The sequence below is a fragment of the Streptomyces sp. CB01580 genome, assembly GCF_001905795.1.
In the GTDB taxonomy this organism is placed as follows: Bacteria; Actinomycetota; Actinomycetes; order Streptomycetales; family Streptomycetaceae; genus Streptomyces.
In genome coordinates this window covers 73,696-91,141 of record NZ_LIXJ01000020.1, presented here as the reverse complement: position 1 = coordinate 91,141, position 17,446 = coordinate 73,696, and the positions used below count along the sequence as shown (strand labels likewise).

At 69.5% G+C, this 17,446-nt stretch carries 12 protein-coding genes and 1 tRNA gene; 3 read left to right on the top strand and 10 right to left on the bottom strand.

Annotated elements, in window-relative coordinates; translation table 11 throughout:
- Positions 1–3 precede the first annotated feature (3 nt).
- Both AMK22_RS25510 and AMK22_RS25505 read right to left on the bottom strand, forming a co-directional pair.
- On the bottom strand, positions 4–780 hold the full coding sequence (locus AMK22_RS25510) for a helix-turn-helix domain-containing protein (RefSeq protein ID WP_073788701.1): 777 nt from the start codon (positions 778–780) through the stop codon (positions 4–6).
- A 109-nt stretch (positions 781–889) separates the two neighbouring features.
- Positions 890–964: transfer RNA gene (locus tag AMK22_RS25505), tRNA-Leu, on the bottom strand.
- Between the two features lie 98 nt (positions 965–1,062).
- Between AMK22_RS25505 and AMK22_RS25500 the strand changes: the two genes are divergently transcribed.
- On the top strand, positions 1,063–1,740 hold the full coding sequence (locus AMK22_RS25500; RefSeq protein ID WP_073788700.1) for an ANTAR domain-containing response regulator: 678 nt from the start codon (positions 1,063–1,065) through the stop codon (positions 1,738–1,740).
- Positions 1,741–1,847: 107 nt separating this feature from the next.
- Here AMK22_RS25500 and AMK22_RS25495 read toward each other — a convergent pair whose 3' ends face one another.
- The 7 genes from AMK22_RS25495 to AMK22_RS25465 form a co-directional block, all read right to left on the bottom strand.
- Entirely contained in the window at positions 1,848–2,564 is a 717-nt protein-coding gene (locus AMK22_RS25495; RefSeq protein WP_073788698.1) for an ABC transporter ATP-binding protein, read from the bottom strand.
- Positions 2,561–3,523, bottom strand: coding sequence for an ABC transporter ATP-binding protein (locus AMK22_RS25490; protein ID WP_073788924.1), 963 nt, complete (start codon positions 3,521–3,523; stop codon positions 2,561–2,563). Before AMK22_RS25490 ends, AMK22_RS25495 begins: the two co-directional genes overlap by 4 nt.
- A gap of 5 nt (positions 3,524–3,528) precedes the next feature.
- The gene (locus AMK22_RS25485) at positions 3,529–5,313 is read right to left on the bottom strand and encodes a branched-chain amino acid ABC transporter permease (protein ID WP_073788926.1); all 1,785 of its coding nucleotides are present in this window, start codon (positions 5,311–5,313) and stop codon (positions 3,529–3,531) included.
- 5 nt (positions 5,314–5,318) lie between these two features.
- Positions 5,319–6,248, bottom strand: coding sequence for a branched-chain amino acid ABC transporter permease (locus tag AMK22_RS25480; RefSeq protein ID WP_073788696.1), 930 nt, complete (start codon positions 6,246–6,248; stop codon positions 5,319–5,321).
- Between the two features lie 104 nt (positions 6,249–6,352).
- Positions 6,353–7,579: a branched-chain amino acid ABC transporter substrate-binding protein gene (locus AMK22_RS25475; protein ID WP_073788694.1), complete on the bottom strand. Its 1,227-nt coding sequence runs from the start codon at positions 7,577–7,579 to the stop codon at positions 6,353–6,355.
- Positions 7,580–8,328: 749 nt separating this feature from the next.
- On the bottom strand, positions 8,329–8,799 hold the full coding sequence (locus tag AMK22_RS25470) for a PaaI family thioesterase (protein ID WP_073788693.1): 471 nt from the start codon (positions 8,797–8,799) through the stop codon (positions 8,329–8,331).
- A 355-nt stretch (positions 8,800–9,154) separates the two neighbouring features.
- A complete protein-coding gene (locus tag AMK22_RS25465; protein ID WP_073788691.1) occupies positions 9,155–11,431 on the bottom strand; it encodes an FdhF/YdeP family oxidoreductase in 2,277 nt (758 codons plus the stop codon).
- A 211-nt stretch (positions 11,432–11,642) separates the two neighbouring features.
- Here AMK22_RS25465 and polA point away from each other — a divergent pair, with 211 nt between their 5' ends.
- Positions 11,643–14,354, top strand: a complete 2,712-nt coding sequence (polA, locus tag AMK22_RS25460; RefSeq protein WP_073788689.1) for a DNA polymerase I — start codon at positions 11,643–11,645, stop codon at positions 14,352–14,354.
- Between the two features lie 148 nt (positions 14,355–14,502).
- On the opposite strand, the gene AMK22_RS25455 is transcribed toward polA, so the two are convergent.
- On the bottom strand, positions 14,503–15,360 hold the full coding sequence (locus AMK22_RS25455) for a DUF4184 family protein (protein ID WP_073788687.1): 858 nt from the start codon (positions 15,358–15,360) through the stop codon (positions 14,503–14,505).
- 351 nt (positions 15,361–15,711) lie between these two features.
- Between AMK22_RS25455 and AMK22_RS25450 the strand changes: the two genes are divergently transcribed.
- Positions 15,712–17,427, top strand: a complete 1,716-nt coding sequence (locus AMK22_RS25450; RefSeq protein WP_073788685.1) for a lytic transglycosylase domain-containing protein — start codon at positions 15,712–15,714, stop codon at positions 17,425–17,427.
- Positions 17,428–17,446: the final 19 nt, after the last annotated feature.

Here is a 17,446-nt window from a genome sequence, read left to right as displayed (position 1 = left end):
CGTTCAGTACTTCGGCCCGACATGGGCGTCCATAAGAGCGACGGACGCCCGTCGGGCGACGGAGATGTTGTACGCCTTGCCCGCGCGGGTGCAGTGTGTCCACTCGACGTCGAGCCTGTCGAGGGTGTCGGTGTAGAGGCGTCGGATGTCGTCGGACTTGTTGGTGAAGAAGTAGCGCGGATACTCGTAGCGCTTCCGTTGTCCGCCGATGACACGGGTGGTCCAGTTGATGACACGGCATCCGTCGGAGTGGATCAGACCACGGACGAAATCCCACGGGTGCGCGTCCACGATCTCCCGTTGCCAGGATGCGAGGGCGATCCGGCGCTCGTGCTTCTTGCCGGGGCCGTGCTGGGGCAAGAGGCAGGGCCAGTGCTTGCTGCAGCAGGTGACGTACTGGCAGCCCGGTCGCTGGACCCGGCAGACCTTGTTGCCCGGTCGCACGAGCCGTACGGCTTCGGAGCAGGCGTCGATGAGCCCTGGCCAGGCGTCTGCGCAGGCGATGCGTAGGGAGAACACACCTCGCCCGGACCGGCTGACGCAACCGTCTCCGAGGTAGAGACCGAGCAAGTAGGAGTACGAGGCGGGGTTCTCGATCTCGGTGGGTGTGTCGCCGCACCTCGGACACGGCGTGGCCCGGCCCCGGTCGAGGGGTTCGACGCGTGTTTGCCAGGAGCGGATCGCAGCGCGGGATATGCCGGTTTCCCTGCTCACAGAATTGAGGCTGCGCCCCTGCTCGACCAGCGCCAGTGCTCGTTCTCGGGTGCCGATGTCGTACATGGGGCCGAGCCTTGCGCGGCTGCGAGGTCCCGGGGTGGGAATGATGTCCCAGTACTCAGATCAAGTGAAGTTCATGGATTCCACTGACACCTTGGAATCGAAGGAAAAGTGCCCCAGGTGGGATTCGAACCCACACTGTCCGCTGTTTGAGAGCGGCCTCTCTAACCAGTTGGAGTACTGGGGCCTTAGAAAGCAAGGGGTTTAGCTGCCCCGTGCGTCACTACCTTACAGGAGCTGGGTAGGGTCGTGGGAGCTGTACCTGTCCTGGAACAAGGAGCCCCCGTGACCACGCCCGAGTCGCCCCAGCCCACCGACGACGACAAGTCGCACGTTCCGCCGCTGACGACCCGTGTCGTCATCGCCGAGGATGAGGCGCTGATCCGTCTCGACCTCAAAGAGATGCTGGAGGAAGAGGGCTACGCGGTCGTCGGCGAGGCCGGGGACGGGCAGCGGGCGGTCGAGCTGGCCCGGGAGCACCGCCCCGATCTGGTGATCCTTGATGTGAAGATGCCGGTCCTGGACGGGATCTCCGCCGCGGAGAAGATCGCGGAGGAGTCCATCGCGCCCGTCCTGATGCTGACCGCGTTCTCGCAGCGTGATCTCGTCGAGCGGGCCCGGGACGCAGGGGCGATGGCGTATCTGGTGAAGCCGTTCAGCAAGAGCGACGTGGTGCCGGCGATCGAGATGGCGGTGTCGCGGTTCGCGGAGCTGAAGGCGCTGGAGAGCGAGGTCGCGGATCTCGCGCAGCGGCTGGAGACGCGCAAGCTGGTGGACCGGGCGAAGAGCATTCTGCAGACGGACTACGGTCTGTCGGAGCCCGCCGCGTTCCGGTGGATCCAGAAGACGTCGATGGACCGGCGGATGTCGATGCAGCAGCTCGCCGAGGCGTTGATCGCGGATGCGGCCGAGAAGAAGGCCGCGGAGAAGCAGGCCGCCGAGGAGAAGAAGGCGGGCGAGTAGGCGGCGTACGCGCACGGGGGAGGCCCGCACCGGTTCGACCGGGTGCGGGCCTCGTCCGTTCGTGGCTCAGGTGTCGTCGCAGGGGTCCGTGCGCGGAGCCGGTGGGGTCAGTCCTCGCCGAGATAGGCCTTGCGGACGGACTCGTCGTGCAGGAGGTCCGCGCCGGTGCCGGAGAGGACGATCCGGCCGACCTCCATGACGTGGCCCTGGTCGGCGAGGGAGAGTGCCGCCTGGGCGTTCTGCTCGACGAGCAGGATGGTGGTGCCCTGGGCCTTGAGTTCGGCGATGGTCTCCATGATCTTCTGCATCATGATCGGGGAGAGGCCCATGGAGGGTTCGTCGAGCATCAGGAGCTTGGGCCGGCACATGAGGGCCCTGCCCATGGCGAGCATCTGCTGTTCGCCGCCCGAGAGGGTTCCGGCGGCCTGTTTGCGGCGTTCCCCGAGGATGGGGAAGAGGTCGTAGGCGCGCTGGATGTCCTGTTCGATGCCTGCCTTGTCGTTGCGGAGGTAGGCGCCGAGCTGGAGGTTCTCGGTGATCGACAGCCGGGGGAAGATGTGGCGTCCCTCGGGGGAGTGGGCGAGGCCCAGGGAGACGATCTTGTGGGCGGGGATGTTGCCGATGGGCTGTCCGTCGAAGACGATGCTGCCGCCGGCCGGTTTGAGCAGCCCGGAGAGGGTGCGCAGGGTGGTGGTCTTGCCGGCGCCGTTGGTGCCGATGAGGGTGACGATCTGGCCGGCTTCGACGGTGAAGGAGATGCCCTTGACGGCTTCGATCTTGCCGTAGGCGACGCGGAGGTCCTGGACCTCCAGCAGGGTGGTCATCGGGTGTCCTCCTCGGTGCCGTCGGCGCCGGTGGTGCTGGTCGTGCCGGTGGTGCCGGTCGTGTCCGCCGTTGCGGTGCTGTCGGCCGTGCCGGTGTCGGTTGTCCTGTGGGCCTCGGCCTCGGCGGCTTCGACCTCGGCGACCTCTTCGGCGCCGGGGGCGCCTTCGAAGGGGGTGCCGAGGTAGGCGGCGACGACACGTTCGTCGCTCTGGACGACGTCGGCGGTGCCTTCGACGAGTTTCTGGCCCTGGACGAGGACGGCGACGCGGTCGCAGAGGTTGAAGATGAACCGCATGTCGTGCTCGATGACGAGGACGGCGATGCCCTGGTCGCGGATGGCGAAGATGAGTTCTTCGGTGACGCGGGTTTCCTGCGGGTTCATGCCGGCGGTGGGCTCGTCGAGGAGCAGGAGGCCGGGCTCGCTGGCCAGTGCGCGGGCGATCTCCAGTTTGCGCTGGTCTCCGTAGGGGAGGTTGCGCGCGAGGTGGTCGGCCTTGTCCGCCAGGCCGATGAACTCCAGGAGTTCCATGGCGCGTTCGCGGCTGGCGTTCTCGGCCTTGGTGAAGCCGGGGAGGCGCAGGAGGGCGGACCAGAGTCCTTCCTTGGTCCGGGTGTGGCGTCCGACGAGGACGTTTTCCAGGACGGTCATGTTGGCGAAGAGCCGGATGTTCTGGAAGGTGCGGGCGATGCCGGCCTGGGTGACGAGGTGAGGTTTGGGCGGCAGGACGGTGCCCTTGTAGCTGACCTTGCCCTCGGTGGGGACGTAGAGGCCGGTGAGGCAGTTGAAGAAGGTGGTCTTGCCTGCGCCGTTGGGGCCGATGAGGCCGACGATCTCGCCGGTGTTGACGGTGAGGTCGACTGCGCGTACGGCGGTGAGGCCGCCGAAGCGCATGGTGACCCCGCTGGCGTCGAGGACGGTGGTGGCGTTGTTCGTGGTGGGGGTTTTCGTGGTGGTCATGGTGGTCACGCCCCCGCCTTGGCGATGCCGGCGCCGGTTGTGTCGGACTGTCGCGGTTCCGGTACGTCGGGCTGGTCGGTCTCGTGGAATTCGAGCTGCTTCCTGCGGTCGGCGACCAGGCCCTCGGGGCGCAGGCGCATCAGGAGGATGAGTGCGACGCCGAAGAGGAAGAGCTGGTAGTCCTGCATGAATTGCAGCTTGGCCGGGATGAGGTAGAGGAGTGCGGCGCCGATGAGGGGTCCGCTGAGGGTTCCCATGCCGCCGAGGATGACGGCGGCGAGGAGGAAGGCGGAGTTGGGGGGTACGGAGCCGGCGAACTGGTACTGCTCGGGTGTCACGGTGTAGTTGACGTGTGCCTGGACGGTCCCGGCGAGTCCGGCGAGGGTCGCGCCGAGGGCGAAGGCGAGCAGTTTGAGGCGGAAGGAGTTGATGCCCATGGCGGTGGCGGCGGTCTCGTCCTCGCGGATGGCGACCCAGGCGCGGCCGATGCGGGATTCTCCGGAGCGGCGGAAGACGAGGACGACGACGGCGGTGAAGAGGAGCATGAGCAGGTAGTAGTTGGCGGACCTGCCGAGGCTGAAGCCGAGGATGTCGTGCTTGGTTCCGAAGTCGAATCCGAAGAAGTCGAGGTCGGGGATGCTGGGGATGCCCTGGGAGCCGTTGGTGAGGTCGGGTCCGCTGTTGCCGTTGAGGTTGTTCACGGTGAGGCGGAAGATCTCACCGAAGCCCAGGGTGACGATGGCGAGGTAGTCGCCGCGCAGTCGTAGTGTCGGTGCGCCGATGAGGACGCCGAAGACGAGTGAGGCGGCGGCGCCGGTGAGTACGGCGGCCCAGAAGGGGAATTCGACGCCGATGGCCGACATGGTGGAGCCGGAGACCAGGGCGGCGGCGTAGGCGCCGACGCCGAGGAAGGCGACGTATCCGAGGTCGAGGAGGCCGGCGAGGCCGACGACGACGTTGAGGCCGAGTGCCACGGTGCCGAAGATGAGGATGTTGGCGCCGATGAGCGCGTATTCCTCTTTCTGTTGGGTGAAGGGGAAGCAGACGGCGGCGACGAGGGCGGCGGTGAGGGTGATGTTGCGGTGCTTCGCGGTCAGCGCGGTGAGGCGGGAGACGAGTCCGGCGCGGTGGAGTGCGGTGAAGGCGAAGCCGGTGGTGATGAGGAAGCCGATGAAGAGTTCGGTGTAGTCGGTGTCGATGCCGTAGCTGAAGACGTAGAGACCGATGCCGAACGCGATGACGATGATGAGGATTTCGGCCCAGTCGGGGAGGGCTTTGGCCCGGGGTGCGGACGGGGCGCGGAGGCTGTGGCGGAAGCGTTCCCAGGTGGTGGTGGTGCCGGCGGGGGTGGGTGTCTGGTCGGCGGGGAGTCCGAGGGCGGCGATGGCGGCGATGAGTGCGCCGATGCCGCTGACCCAGGCGCCGGGTTCCAGGTTGACGATGCCGCCGAGGGCGTAGGAGATGGCGCCGATGGCGTAGCCGGTGGTGCCGAGGGTGCCGAGGGCGAGGAGGCGGACGGGGCTGTTGGTGCCGCCGGGGGTGAGCCAGCCGAGGCCGCGGACGCCGTATCCGGAGAGTGTGAGGAGGAGGGTGAGTGCGGCGCTGATGAGGGTGAGGACTTGGAGGCCGCCGGGGTAGCCGGTGACGGTGAGGTCGCCGGGGAATTCCTTGGTCCAGGTCCAGGCGAGGAAGGTTCCGGCGAGTGCGAGTGCGGCGCCTGTGAGGGTGGCGATGCGGGCTGCTGCCGGGGGGATGGGGAGGAGGGGTGTGGTGGTGTGGTTGGTGGTCATCCGTATCACGCCCGATCCGCGACGCGTTCGCCGAGCAGGCCCTGGGGGCGGAGCAGCAGGACGATGATGAGGAGGACGAAGGCCCATACGTCCTTCCAGGCGCCGCCGCCGAAGAGTTCCATGCCGGGGACGTTGCTCATGTAGCCGGTGGCGAGGGATTCGGCGATGCCGAGGACGACGCCGCCGAGCATGGCGCCGTAGATGTTGCCGATGCCGCCGAGTACGGCTGCGGTGAAGGCTTTGAGGCCCATGATGAAGCCCATTTTGAAGCCGATCTGGCCGTTCTTGAGTCCGTAGGCGACGGCGGCGACGGCGGCGAACGCGGCACCGATGGCGAAGGCCATGACGATGATGCGGTCGGTGTTGATGCCCATGAGCTTGGCGGTGTCGGGGTCCTGGCTGGTGGCTTGCATGCCGCGGCCGGCGCGGGTCTTGGCGACGAAGAGGCCGAGGGCGATCATGCAGATGGGGGCGGTGATGAGGACGAAGAGGTCACCGCGTTGGATGTGGGCGCCGAGGATGTCGAAGGCTTCGCCCTTGAACTGGGGGAAGGAGCGGTCCTTCTTGGCGTCGGGGTACCACTTCCAGATGGCTTGCTGGAGTGCGAGGGAGAGCCCGATCGCGGTGATGAGCGGGGCGAGTCGGGGGCCGCCTCGCAGGGGTCGGTAGGCGAAGCGTTCGGCGGCTGTGCCGACGGCGACGGAGCATATGACGCCGCCGATGATCATCAGTGGGATGATCGCGAGGAGGGAGACGCCGGCCGGCATCCAGAGGTACACGGTGAGAGCTCCGAAGCCTCCGATCATGAAGATCTCGCCGTGGGCGAAGTTGATGAGCTGGATGATTCCGTAGACCATCGTGTAGCCGATCGCGATGAGTCCGTACATCGCGCCGAGGATGAGTCCATTGGCCAGCTGTTGCGGCAGTTCGTTCACCGCAGGGCCTCCGTGGAGTGGTTCGGATATGGCACCGCGCGGGGCGCTGGTGGCGCTCCCGCGCGGTCTGGGTCACTTCGATTTGCCCGGGAGGGCGGCGGTGGTCAGGGCTTGTAGACCTCGCTGATCTTGGAGACCCACTTGCCGCCGTCGACCTGGTAGGCGGTCATCATGGTGTTGGTGGTGTCGCCGTACTCGTCGAAGGAGACGGGGCCGGTGACGCCGTCGAACTTGACCTTGGCCATGGCTTCGAGGACCTTGGCGCGGAGGTCGTCGGGGGCCTTGCCGTTGTTGTCGGCGACGGCGATCTTGACGGCCTCGATGATGGACCAGGTGGCGTCGTAGGTGCCGCCGCCGTAGGCCTCGTAGGCGTCCGGGTATCCGGCGGTCTTGTAGTCGGCGATGAACTTCTTGGCGGAGTCGAGTTCTTCGACGGGCTTGCCGACGGAGGTGGCGATGTCGCCCTGGGCCTTCTTGTTGAGCTTGATGAAGTCGGCGCTGTACATGCCGTCGCCGCCCATGAGGGGGATCTGGACGCTGTCCTTGAGCTGCTGGCTCAGGGGGGCGCCCGCGGGGTATTCGCCGCCGTAGTAGACGGCCTTGGCGCCGGACTTCTTGACCTTGGTGACGACGGCGTTGAAGTCGCGGTCGTCGGGGTTGACGTGGTCGGTGCCGACGATCTTGCCGCCGAGGGAGGTGAAGGTGTTCTTGAAGGAGGCGGCGAGGCCGGCGCCGTAGGGCTTCTGGTCGTCGATGAGGTAGACCTGGTTGATCTTCGCGTTGTTGTAGAGGTACTTCGCGGCGAAGGCGCCCTGGATCTGGTCCGTGGTGGCGGTGCGGAAGTAGGTCTTGTAGGGGCGCTTCTTGTCGCCGGTCTTCCAGTTCTCGCCCTGGGTGAGTTCGGTGCCGGTGTTGGCGGGGGAGACCTGGGTGAGGCCGGCGTCGTTGAGGGGCTTCTGCATCGACTGGGAGACGCCGGAGTTGAGCGGGCCGACGACGCCGACGACGGTGTCGTCGTCGATGAACTTCTGGGCGTTCTGCTGGCCGACGGAGGGCTGGGCCTGGTCGTCGAGGGGCTTGACCTCGAACTTGATGCCGGGGACGGTCTTTTCCTTGTTGGCCGTCTTGGCGGCGAGGTCGGCGGAGTTCTTGATGCCGAGGCCGAGGGCGGAGAGGTCGCCGGTGATGGGCGCGTCGACGCCGATGACGACGGTCTTGGTGTCGCCGTCGCCGCCGCCGTTGTTGCTGTCGTCGCGCGACCCGCAGGCGGTGAGTGTGAGTGCTCCTGTGGTGAGCACTGCGGTGAGGATGAGCGAAGAACGGTGTCGCACGAAAGGTCCTTTCCCTGGCGCGGCCTCCTCTGCTTGAGGTGCCGTGTCGTTCGCCGGGCCGTACGGGTGGTACAGGGCCGTGCTGGTTGACGCGCCCGGCGGCGCGGTGACTGGCCGTGACTCTAGGCGCAGGTGTGGTGGTGGGGGATGGGTCCGCCGCAGGATGTGACTTTCTTGTTATGCCCTTGAGCAAGGCTTGAGGTGGCTGTGCGGACATGTACGTCTTTTTACCGGTCGGCGAAAGTGACCGCATGGTGAGAACTCGCAGCTCTGCTAAGGGGCTTGAGTAGATCTTGGTGCTGTCGCCCGGGGTGGGCGAGGGGGTGCGGGTGCCGGGTGCGGTGTGGTGCGGCGGTGTTCGCGGGGCCGGATACGGGTGTGTTGTCCGTGGCCTGCACGTATCGCCCGATGGTTACTCGGAGTGATATCGGGCGTGGTGTGGTTGACGCGGTGTCGCGTGTGTGGTTGGCGCCGTCGGGTGCGGTGGGAGTGCCGATGGGGGCGTGCAATGCGCCGTGGGGTCAGTGGCGTTGACCATGGTGGACGTTCAACTTGGCTTTGTCGTGCGGTAGTTGTGCGGGAAATGAGAATGCCCGGCCGGATCTCGGTCCGGCCGGGCGGTGGTGCGGGCGCGTGGCGTGCGGTGGTGGTGCGTGGTGTGCGGTGGGTCGAGTGTTGGGGTGTGCGGTGGGTTGTGTTTCGGTCAGGGGTGCGGGTGGCCTCGGGGCCGGGTGGGGGCGGGGTTTCGGTCAGGCGGCGTCGGGGCGCGGTGCGTCGCGGAGCAGGCAGGTGAGGCGGGCGGTGCAGACCCGCTTGTCGTGCTCGTCGGTGATGACGATTTCGTAGGTGGCGGTGGAGCGGCCGCGGTGGACGGGGGTGGCGACACCCGTGACGAGTCCGCTGCGCACGCCCCGGTGGTGGGTGCAGTTGAGGTCCACGCCGACGGCGATCTTCGTGGCGCCGCCGTGGAGCATGGAGCCGACCGAGCCGAGGGTCTCGGCGAGGACGGCGGAGGCGCCGCCGTGGAGCAGTCCGTACGGCTGGGTGTTGCCCTCGACGGGCATGGTGCCGACGACGCGGTCGGCGGATGCCTCGACGATCGTGACGCCCATGCGTTCGCCGAGGTGGCCGGCGGAGAAGAGGGCGGGGAGGTCGATGCCGAGTTCGGCGTATTCGTCGATGATCTCCTGGGGGAACGTGGGAGCGGTGTGCTCGCCCATGCTGTGCGGCTCCGATCGTCTGCGATGCCTGGTGGCTTCGGTCTGTCTGCGTCGTTCATATCAGACGACTGAGCGGGCGCTTAGGTCGTGTGACGTACGGGACGGCCCGGTGCGGGCGCCGGGCCGTCCCGGCTCGTGCGTCGGCCGTGCCGTCGGGCCGGGCGCCGCCCGTCGGGAGGTCCGGCCCGTCGAGAGGGGCGCTCCCGGTGCGGCCGGCCCGGGAGCGCCGCGACGGGGCCGGGCCTCGTCCCCGGTGGTCCTCGGCCGCCTTCTGCTGTTCCCGGAGGCGGCCGGTCATGCCCAAAGGCGCCCGGTCGCTCTCGGGTGCCCCCTGGTCATCCCCGACCGTCGCCGGTCATCCCTGGACGTTCTCGAAGCGCACGACGACGGACTTGCTGGCGGGGGTGTTGCTGGTGTCGGCCGTGGAGTCGAGGGGGACCAGCACATTGGTCTCCGGGTAGTAGGCGGCGGCGCAGCCGCGGGCGGTCGGGTAGTGCACGACGCGGAAGCCGGGGGCGCGTCGTTCCACGCCGTCCTTCCATTCGCTGACGAGGTCGGTGTACGCGCCGTCGGCCAGGCCGAGATCGCGGGCGTCGTCGGGGTTGACGAGGACGACGCGGCGGCCGCCCTCGATGCCGCGGTAGCGGTCGTCGAGGCCGTAGATCGTGGTGTTGTACTGGTCGTGCGAGCGCAGGGTCTGCAGCAGCAGTCGGCCGTCGGGGAGTTCGGGGTGTTCGACGGGGGCGGCGGTGAAGTTGGCGCGGCCGGTCGCGGTGGGGAAGCGGCGTTCGTCGCGGGGGGCGTGGGGGAGGGTGAAGCCGCCGGGGTGCGTGATGCGGGCGTTGAAGTCCTCGAAGCCGGGGACGACGCGGGAGATGCGGTCGCGGATGGTCGCGTAGTCCTTCTCGAACTCCTCCCAGGGGGTGGCCGATCCGGTTCCGAGGACGGCGCGTGCGAGGCGGGCGATGATGGCGGGTTCGGAGAGCAGGTGCGGGCTCGCGGGGGTGAGGTTGCCGCGGGAGGCGTGGACCATGCTCATGGAGTCCTCGACCGTGACGAACTGCTTGCCGCTCGCCTGGACGTCCTTGTCGGTGCGGCCGAGGGTGGGCAGGATCAGGGCCCGGGTGCCGGTCACCGCGTGGGAGCGGTTGAGCTTGGTGGAGACGTGGACGGTGAGGCGGGCCCGTCGCATCGCGGCCTCGGTGACCTCGGTGTCGGGGGTGGCGGCGACGAAGTTCCCGCCCATGGCGAAGAAGACCTTGGCGTCGCCGTCGCGCAGGGCCCGGATGGAGCGGACGACGTCGTAGCCGTGGTGGCGCGGCGAGGTGATCGAGAATTCCTTGTCGAGGGCGTCGAGGAACGCGGCCGGGGGCCTTTCGAAGATGCCCATGGTGCGGTCGCCCTGGACGTTGGAGTGTCCGCGCACGGGGCAGACTCCTGCGCCGGTGCGGCCTATGTTGCCGCGCAGGAGGAGGAAGTTGACGATCTCGCGGATGGTCGGCACGGAGTGCTTGTGCTGGGTGAGGCCCATGGCCCAGCACACGATGGTGCGTTTCGAGGCGAGGACCATGGCGAGGGCTTCTTCGATGGCGGCGCGGTCGAGGCCGGTGGCGGCGAGGGTCCGGTCCCAGTCGGCCTCGCGGGCGGCTGCGGCGAATTCCTCGTAGCCGTGGGTGTGTTCCCGGACGAAGGCTTCGTCGACGGCGCCGGCGGTCTGCAGGACGAGCTTGTTGAGGAGGCGGAAGAGGGCCTGGTCGCCGCCGATGCGGATCTGCAGGAAGAGGTCGGTGAGCGGGGTTCCCCTGAGCATGCCGTGCGGGGTCTGCGGGTTCTTGAACCGTTCCAGTCCGGCCTCGGGCAGCGGGTTCACCGAGATGATCCTGGCCCCGGCGGACTTGGCCTTCTCCAGGGCGGAGAGCATCCGGGGGTGGTTGGTGCCGGGGTTCTGTCCGGCGATGATGATCAGGTCGGCGCGGTGGAGGTCCTTCAGGGAGACGCTGCCCTTGCCGATGCCGATGGTCTCCGTGAGTGCCGAGCCGGAGGACTCGTGGCACATGTTGGAGCAGTCGGGGAGGTTGTTGGTGCCGAATTCGCGGGCGAACAGCTGGAGGAGGAACGCGGCCTCGTTGCTGGTGCGGCCCGAGGTGTAGAAGACGGCCTCGTCGGGGGAGGCGAGGGCGCGCAGTTCCTCGGCGATGATGCCGAAGGCGCGTTCCCAGGTCACCGGCTCGTAGTGGTCGGCGCCCTCGGGGAGGTACATCGGGTGGGTGATCCGTCCCTGCTGGCCGAGCCAGTATCCGCTGCGGGCGGCGAGGACGGGCAGGGGGTGTGCGGCGAAGAACTCGGGGGTGACGCGGCGCAGCGTCGCTTCCTCGGCGACGGCCTTGGCGCCGTTCTCGCAGAATTCCGCGGTGTGCCGGTGGTCGCCCTCGGGCCAGGCGCAGCCGGGGCAGTCGAAGCCGTTCTTCTGGTTGACCTTGAGGAGGGTCTGCGCGGTGCGCCGGACGCCCATCTGCTGCCGGGCGACGGCGAGGCTGTGGGCGACGGCGGGCAGGCCGGCGGCGGTGTGCCGGGCGGGTCCGACCCGGGGCGCGTCCTGGACCGGGTCACCGGTGGGGGGCTTCGTGGCCATGGTGCGCTTCCTTTCGGGCCGGGTCCGGACCGTGTCGTTCCGTGCGCGTTGCGTGTGTGCCGCGCGGGGGGCTGTGCTCCCCGGCTTCTCCCTTTTGTTTGTCCCCCGATCCTGTCACGCGGGCCGGGCGGGCGGGACGGTCGTGCGTCGTCGAATGCGGCGAGCGACGTCCGGTCGGGCATTGTCGGTGGTCCGTGGCAGGATCGGGGGCGTGGCTGAGACGGCATCGAAGAAGACGGCAGACAACCGACCGCGCCTGCTCCTGATGGACGGGCACTCCCTGGCGTACCGGGCGTTCTTTGCGCTGCCCGCGGAGAATTTCACGACGGGGTCGGGGCAGACGACGAACGCGGTGTACGGCTTCGCGTCGATGCTGGCGAACACGCTGCGTGATGAGGCGCCGACGCATTTCGCGGTGGCGTTCGACGTTTCCCGCAAGACGTGGCGTGCGGAGGAGTTCCCGGAGTACAAGGCGAATCGTTCGAAGACCCCGGACGAGTTCAAGGGGCAGGTCGAGCTGATCGGTGAGCTGCTCGACGCGATGCGTGCGGACCGTTTCGCGGTCGAGGGCTTCGAGGCGGACGACGTCATCGCCACGCTGGCGACGCAGGCCGAGGCGGCCGGTTTCGAGGTGCTGATCGTCACCGGTGACCGGGACTCGTTCCAGCTGATCACGGACAACATCACGGTGCTGTATCCGACGAAGGGTGTGTCGGAGCTGACGCGGTTCACCCCGGAGAAGGTCGAGGAGAAGTACGGGCTCTCGCCGCGGCAGTATCCGGACTTCGCGGCGCTGCGCGGTGACCCGTCGGACAATCTTCCGGGTATTCCGGGCGTCGGGGAGAAGACCGCCGCGAAGTGGATCAAGCAGTTCGGTTCGTTCGCCGAGCTGGTGGAGCGCGCGGAGGAGGTCAAGGGGAAGGCCGGGCAGAATTTCCGGGACCATCTGGACGCGGTGCGGATGAACCGCCGGCTGACGGAGATGGTCCGTGACGTGGAGCTGCCGAAGACCCCGCGGGACCTGGAGCGCGCGCCGTACGACCGCACGGCGGTGACGGGTGTGCTGGACGTCCTGGAGATCCGCAACCCGAGCCTGCGCGAGCGGCTGCTGGCCGTCGATCCGGGCGCGGCCGAGACCGGGGCCCCGGTGCCCGCGGCGGGCGTCGAGCTGGACGGTGCGGTGCTGGGTGCGGGCGAGCTGGCGCCGTGGCTGACGGAGCACGGCGGGGAGCCGCTGGGTGTCGCCACGGTCGACACCTGGGGGCTCGGCGCGGGCACGGTCACCGAGGTCGCGCTGGCGGCGGCGGGCGGCGCGGCGGCCTGGTTCGATCCCGCGGAGCTCGACGAGGGCGACGAGCGGGCGTTCGCCACCTGGATCGCCGACGCGGCGCGGCCCAAGGTGATGCACAACGCGAAGAGCGCCATGCGGGTCTTCCCGGAGCACGGCTGGCGGGTCGAGGGCGTCACGATGGACACGGCGCTGGCCGCCTACCTGGTCAAGCCGGGCCGCCGTTCGTTCGCGCTCGACGCGCTGGCGGTGGAGTACCTGGGCCGGGAGCTGGCGCCCGCGGCGGCGCCCGACGGGCAGCTGGCCTTCGGCGCGGACGACCGGGCGGAGGCCGACGCCCTGATGGCGCAGGCCCGCGCGGTCCTGGATCTGGGCGAGGCGTTCACCGCCCGGCTGGCGGAGGTCGGCGCGGCGGAGCTGCTGCATGACATGGAGCTGCCGACGTCCGCGCTGCTGGCCCGCCTGGAGCGGCACGGCATCGCGGCGGACCGGGCTCATCTGGAGGGTATGGAGCAGCAGTTCGCCGGTGCGGTGCAGCAGGCGGTGAAGGAGGCGCACGCGGCGGTCGGCCGGGAGTTCAACCTCGGCTCGCCCAAGCAGCTCCAGGAAGTCCTCTTCGGTGAGCTGGGGCTGCCCAGGACGAAGAAGACGAAGACCGGGTACACGACGGACGCCGATGCCCTGGCCTGGCTGGCCGGGCAGACGGAGCACGAGCTGCCGGTGATCATGCTGCGCCACCGCGAGCAGGCGAAGCTGCGGGTCACGGTCGAGGGTCTGATCAAGACGATCGCGACGGACGGCCGTATCCACACGACGTTCAACCAGACGGTGGCGGCGACGGGGCGGCTCTCCTCCACCGACCCCAACCTGCAGAACATTCCGGTGCGTACGGACGAGGGCCGGGCCATCCGCCGGGGCTTCGTCGTCGGCGAGGGCTTCGAGTCGCTGATGACGGCCGACTACAGCCAGATCGAGCTGCGGGTGATGGCGCACCTCTCCGAGGACGCGGGCCTGATCGAGGCGTTCACCTCCGGTGAGGACCTGCACACGACGGTCGCCTCGCAGGTGTTCGGCGTCGACAAGTCGGCCGTCGACCCGGAGATGCGCCGCAAGATCAAGGCCATGAGCTACGGGCTGGCGTACGGGCTGTCCGCGTTCGGTCTCTCTCAGCAGCTGAACATCGAGGCGGGTGAGGCGCGCGGTCTGATGGACACCTACTTCGAGCGGTTCGGCGGGGTGCGCGACTATCTGCACCGCGTGGTGGAGGAGGCCAGGGCCACCGGATACACCGAGACGGTCTTCGGCCGCCGCCGTTATCTCCCGGATCTCAACAGCGACAACCGCCAGCGGCGCGAGATGGCCGAGCGCATGGCGCTCAACGCACCGATCCAGGGCACGGCGGCGGACATCGTCAAGGTCGCCATGCTCAAGGTGGACCGGGCACTGACCGAGGCGGAGCTGAAGTCGCGGATGCTGCTCCAGGTCCACGACGAGATCGTCCTGGAGCTCGCGGCGGGGGAGCGTGCGCGGGTGGAGGAGATCGTGCGCCACGAGATGTCCACGGCCGTGCAGTTGCGCGCTCCGCTGGACGTGTCGGTGGGTGTGGGTACGGACTGGGAGTCGGCGGCCCACTGACCCGGGCGCGGTCACCGCGCCGACCCGTGGGCGTGGCCCGCGGGGCGGACGGGACGTCCTGGGGTGCTCGGGCGCCGGGGGTTCCGGGCCGCCCGAGGCCGCCGGGACATGGAGCGGGGCCGTCCCCGGGGGGAGTTCGGGCGTCGGGTCAGTGCGGTGACGGGGCCCGTCCGGCTGCGGCGGGGGACGGGGGCGCGGGTGTGCGCGGTCGGCGCAGCCGCATCCATACCCCGTACAGCACCAGGCCCGCCGCCAGTCCGGCCCCGGCGCCGAAGCAGGCCGTCGGGACGATGTCGAGCGGGTCGTGGACGCCGCCGAAGTACGCGTACCAGCGCGCGCACCGGTGGACGACGCCGAGCAGGACGCAGACGCCCAGCAGGGTTCCCGCCGCCCGTCGTCCCCGGCGGCCCAGTACCGGCACGTCCGGCGGGACCGGCCGCGCCCCGGTCCGCCGCAGGCCCGAGACCGTGAACCACACGAGCACGGCCAGGGCCACCGCCGAACTGCCGTACTGCACCAGCTGGAACACGGGACGTCCGCCGAGGCTGCCGTCGAGCCCCGGGACCAGTCGCACGCCCCAGCGGTCGTGATGGGTGAAGGCGTCCCAGACGACATGGGTGGTGGCCCCGACGGCCGCCGACACCGCGAACCACGCGCCGTCGCGGACCCGGTGCCTCTCCCGTCCGGCCGCGGGCCGGCCCCGCAGGAACGCGTGCACCCGTCCCTGCCAGGCGTCCGGCAGCAGTGCCACCAGCGGCTCGCGCAACAACAGCCACACCGCCACCGCCGCCGCGGTGATCAGCACATCGACCGTGAGCACACCCCGTACCGAGTGGGTGACCTCCCCGAACTCCATGGCACCGGGAACCACACTGTCCGCGAAGTACGTCAGATCGGGGGCGAACGAACCCGCGACGAGAGCCGAGGCGACGAGCGGGCCGCGGGCCGTGCCGCCGCGTCGTATGCCCGGCAGTACGGCCGCGGCGTGACTGAGTGTGAACGGCATGGCGGCAAGTATGCGGGAGCGGTCCTCACCGGCCGGACAGCCGCCGCACAACTTGTCGACCTGAACGTGAAAAACAGGTAAGAATCGGTCAGTAGATACTGCGTCAGTCGCATGAGTTGCCGTAGGGTCGCCCGAGAGTCTGTCGGGTGACCTCCGACCGGGTGGCCACGCCCTGGCGCGCACGCTTCCGGCGTTGCCGAAATGGCCTGGTAGCTCCGCTACGAGACCAACTCGGCGCCTTGGAATCGCACGCACCATACCGCGTCCGCCTCCCGGTCGAAGGTGATCCGACAGGCTCCGAGTCCCGGCGCCGGGGAGCGCGGGCAGCCGACGACGGGAGGGGCCACGGGTATGGCAGCGCAGTTCGGTCGCCGACTTCGCAAGGGGGCGACCACCACCGCCGTGGCCGCCCTCGCCGTGGCGGCGCTGTCCGCCTCGGGCGCTCCCGGCACACCACTGGCCGGTGCGAGCGGCGACGCGCGGTCCACGGGGGCGGCGCCGCAGCCCGACGAGGGCGTGGCCACCGGGAATTCGCCGTACTACACGGAACTGCCGCCGCTGAACTCGCCCCACAAGCCGGGAACCACCACCAAATCACCCCTCAGCGGAGGTTCGGAATCCGGCATACCGGCCTCGGTCCTGGACGCGTACAAGAAGGCCGAACGGACCGTGGCCGACAGCGATGCCGCATGCCGGCTGCCGTGGCAACTGCTCGCCGCGATCGGCAAGGTGGAGTCCGGTCACGCCCGCGGCGGACGGGTCGACGCGCAGGGCACGACCTTCGCCCCGATCCTCGGCCCGGTGCTCGACGGCCGGGGCTTCGCCCTGATCAAGGACACCGACAACGGGGCGTACGACGGGGACGCGACGCACGACCGTGCCGTCGGCCCGATGCAGTTCATCCCGTCCACCTGGGCGACCTGGGGCCAGGACGGCAACGGCGACGGCCGCAAGGACCCCAACAACGTCTACGACGCCTCGCTCGCCGCAGCGCGCTATCTCTGCGCGGGCTCGCGAAACCTGTCCGTCGCCGCCGATCTCGACCGGGCGGTCCTGAGCTACAACCACTCGGACGTCTATCTCCGTACGGTCCGCTCCTGGTTCGACTACTACAAGCGCGGCACCCACGAGATCCCCGACGGCACCGGCACCCTTCCGCCGGCCCTCGGCAGCGGTACGGGCTCGGACTCCGGAGCCGGCTCGGGCTCCGGCACCACCGGCCCCTCTCCCACGCCGCCGGGGAAGACCAAGCCGAAGCCCGGTTCCGAGCCCAAGCCGAAGCCGCCCAAGCCGAAGCCCGGCGGCTCGACCGGTCCGACACCCACCCCGACGCCGACTCCCACGCCCACCCCCACGCCGTCCCGGCCCCTCGCACGGGTGGAGAACGCCGGGACCGGCCCCCTGACCGCCACCGCGGGCAGCGCGTTCACCGAGCGGATCAAGGTGCGGGCCAGGGACACCCGCGGCGGCGCGATGGCCGGGGTGTCCGTCACCTTCACCGTCACCGGCGACACGGATGCCGTCTTCGCCGGCGGCAAGCCCGAGGTCACCGTCTCCACCGGGGCCGACGGCACGGTCACCGCCCCGGTGCTGAAGGCGGGCGAGCGCACCGGGGAGTTCAGGGTGCGTGCCGTCGCCACCGGCCGCGCGCTGCCCGGCGTCGCCTACACCGCCACCGTCACCGCCCGGCAGGCCGACGAGATCACCAGGATCGGCGACAAGGCCCTGACCGCCGCGCCGGGCATGGCCTTCGCCGACACCGTCGAGATCGAGGCCACCTACAAGAACGCGATCGCCGCGGGTGTCGCCGTGACCGCCACCCTGATCAACGACGAGGCCGAGCCCGGCGAGAGCGAGCCGACCGAGAACGACAAGGGCCCGTACTTCAAGGACGGGGACGACAAGGCGGTCCGTACGCTCACCGGCCTGAGGACGGGCGCGGACGGCAGGCTGGAGCTGCCCGGGCTCCACGCGGACGCCACCACGGGCACGTACAAGCTGCGCCTGACCGCCGAGGGCGGCGCCACGCTCGTCGTCGACCTCGTGATCGCGGCCCCCGCCACCTGACGCCGTCCCCGCCCGGCCG

Excerpts from the sequence above, each read along its gene's own strand:
- AMK22_RS25510 (WP_073788701.1), bottom strand. The coding sequence starts at position 780 with ATGTACGACATCGGCACCCGAGAACGAGCACTGGCGCTGGTCGAGCAG.
- AMK22_RS25495 (WP_073788698.1), bottom strand. The coding sequence starts at position 2,564 with ATGACCACCCTGCTGGAGGTCCAGGACCTCCGCGTCGCCTACGGCAAG.
- AMK22_RS25490 (WP_073788924.1), bottom strand. The coding sequence starts at position 3,523 with ATGACCACCACGAAAACCCCCACCACGAACAACGCCACCACCGTCCTC.
- AMK22_RS25485 (WP_073788926.1), bottom strand. The coding sequence starts at position 5,313 with ATGACCACCAACCACACCACCACACCCCTCCTCCCCATCCCCCCGGCA.
- AMK22_RS25470 (WP_073788693.1), bottom strand. The coding sequence starts at position 8,799 with ATGGGCGAGCACACCGCTCCCACGTTCCCCCAGGAGATCATCGACGAA.
- AMK22_RS25465 (WP_073788691.1), bottom strand. The coding sequence starts at position 11,431 with ATGGCCACGAAGCCCCCCACCGGTGACCCGGTCCAGGACGCGCCCCGG.
- AMK22_RS25455 (WP_073788687.1), bottom strand. The coding sequence starts at position 15,360 with ATGCCGTTCACACTCAGTCACGCCGCGGCCGTACTGCCGGGCATACGA.
- AMK22_RS25450 (WP_073788685.1), top strand. The coding sequence starts at position 15,712 with ATGGCAGCGCAGTTCGGTCGCCGACTTCGCAAGGGGGCGACCACCACC.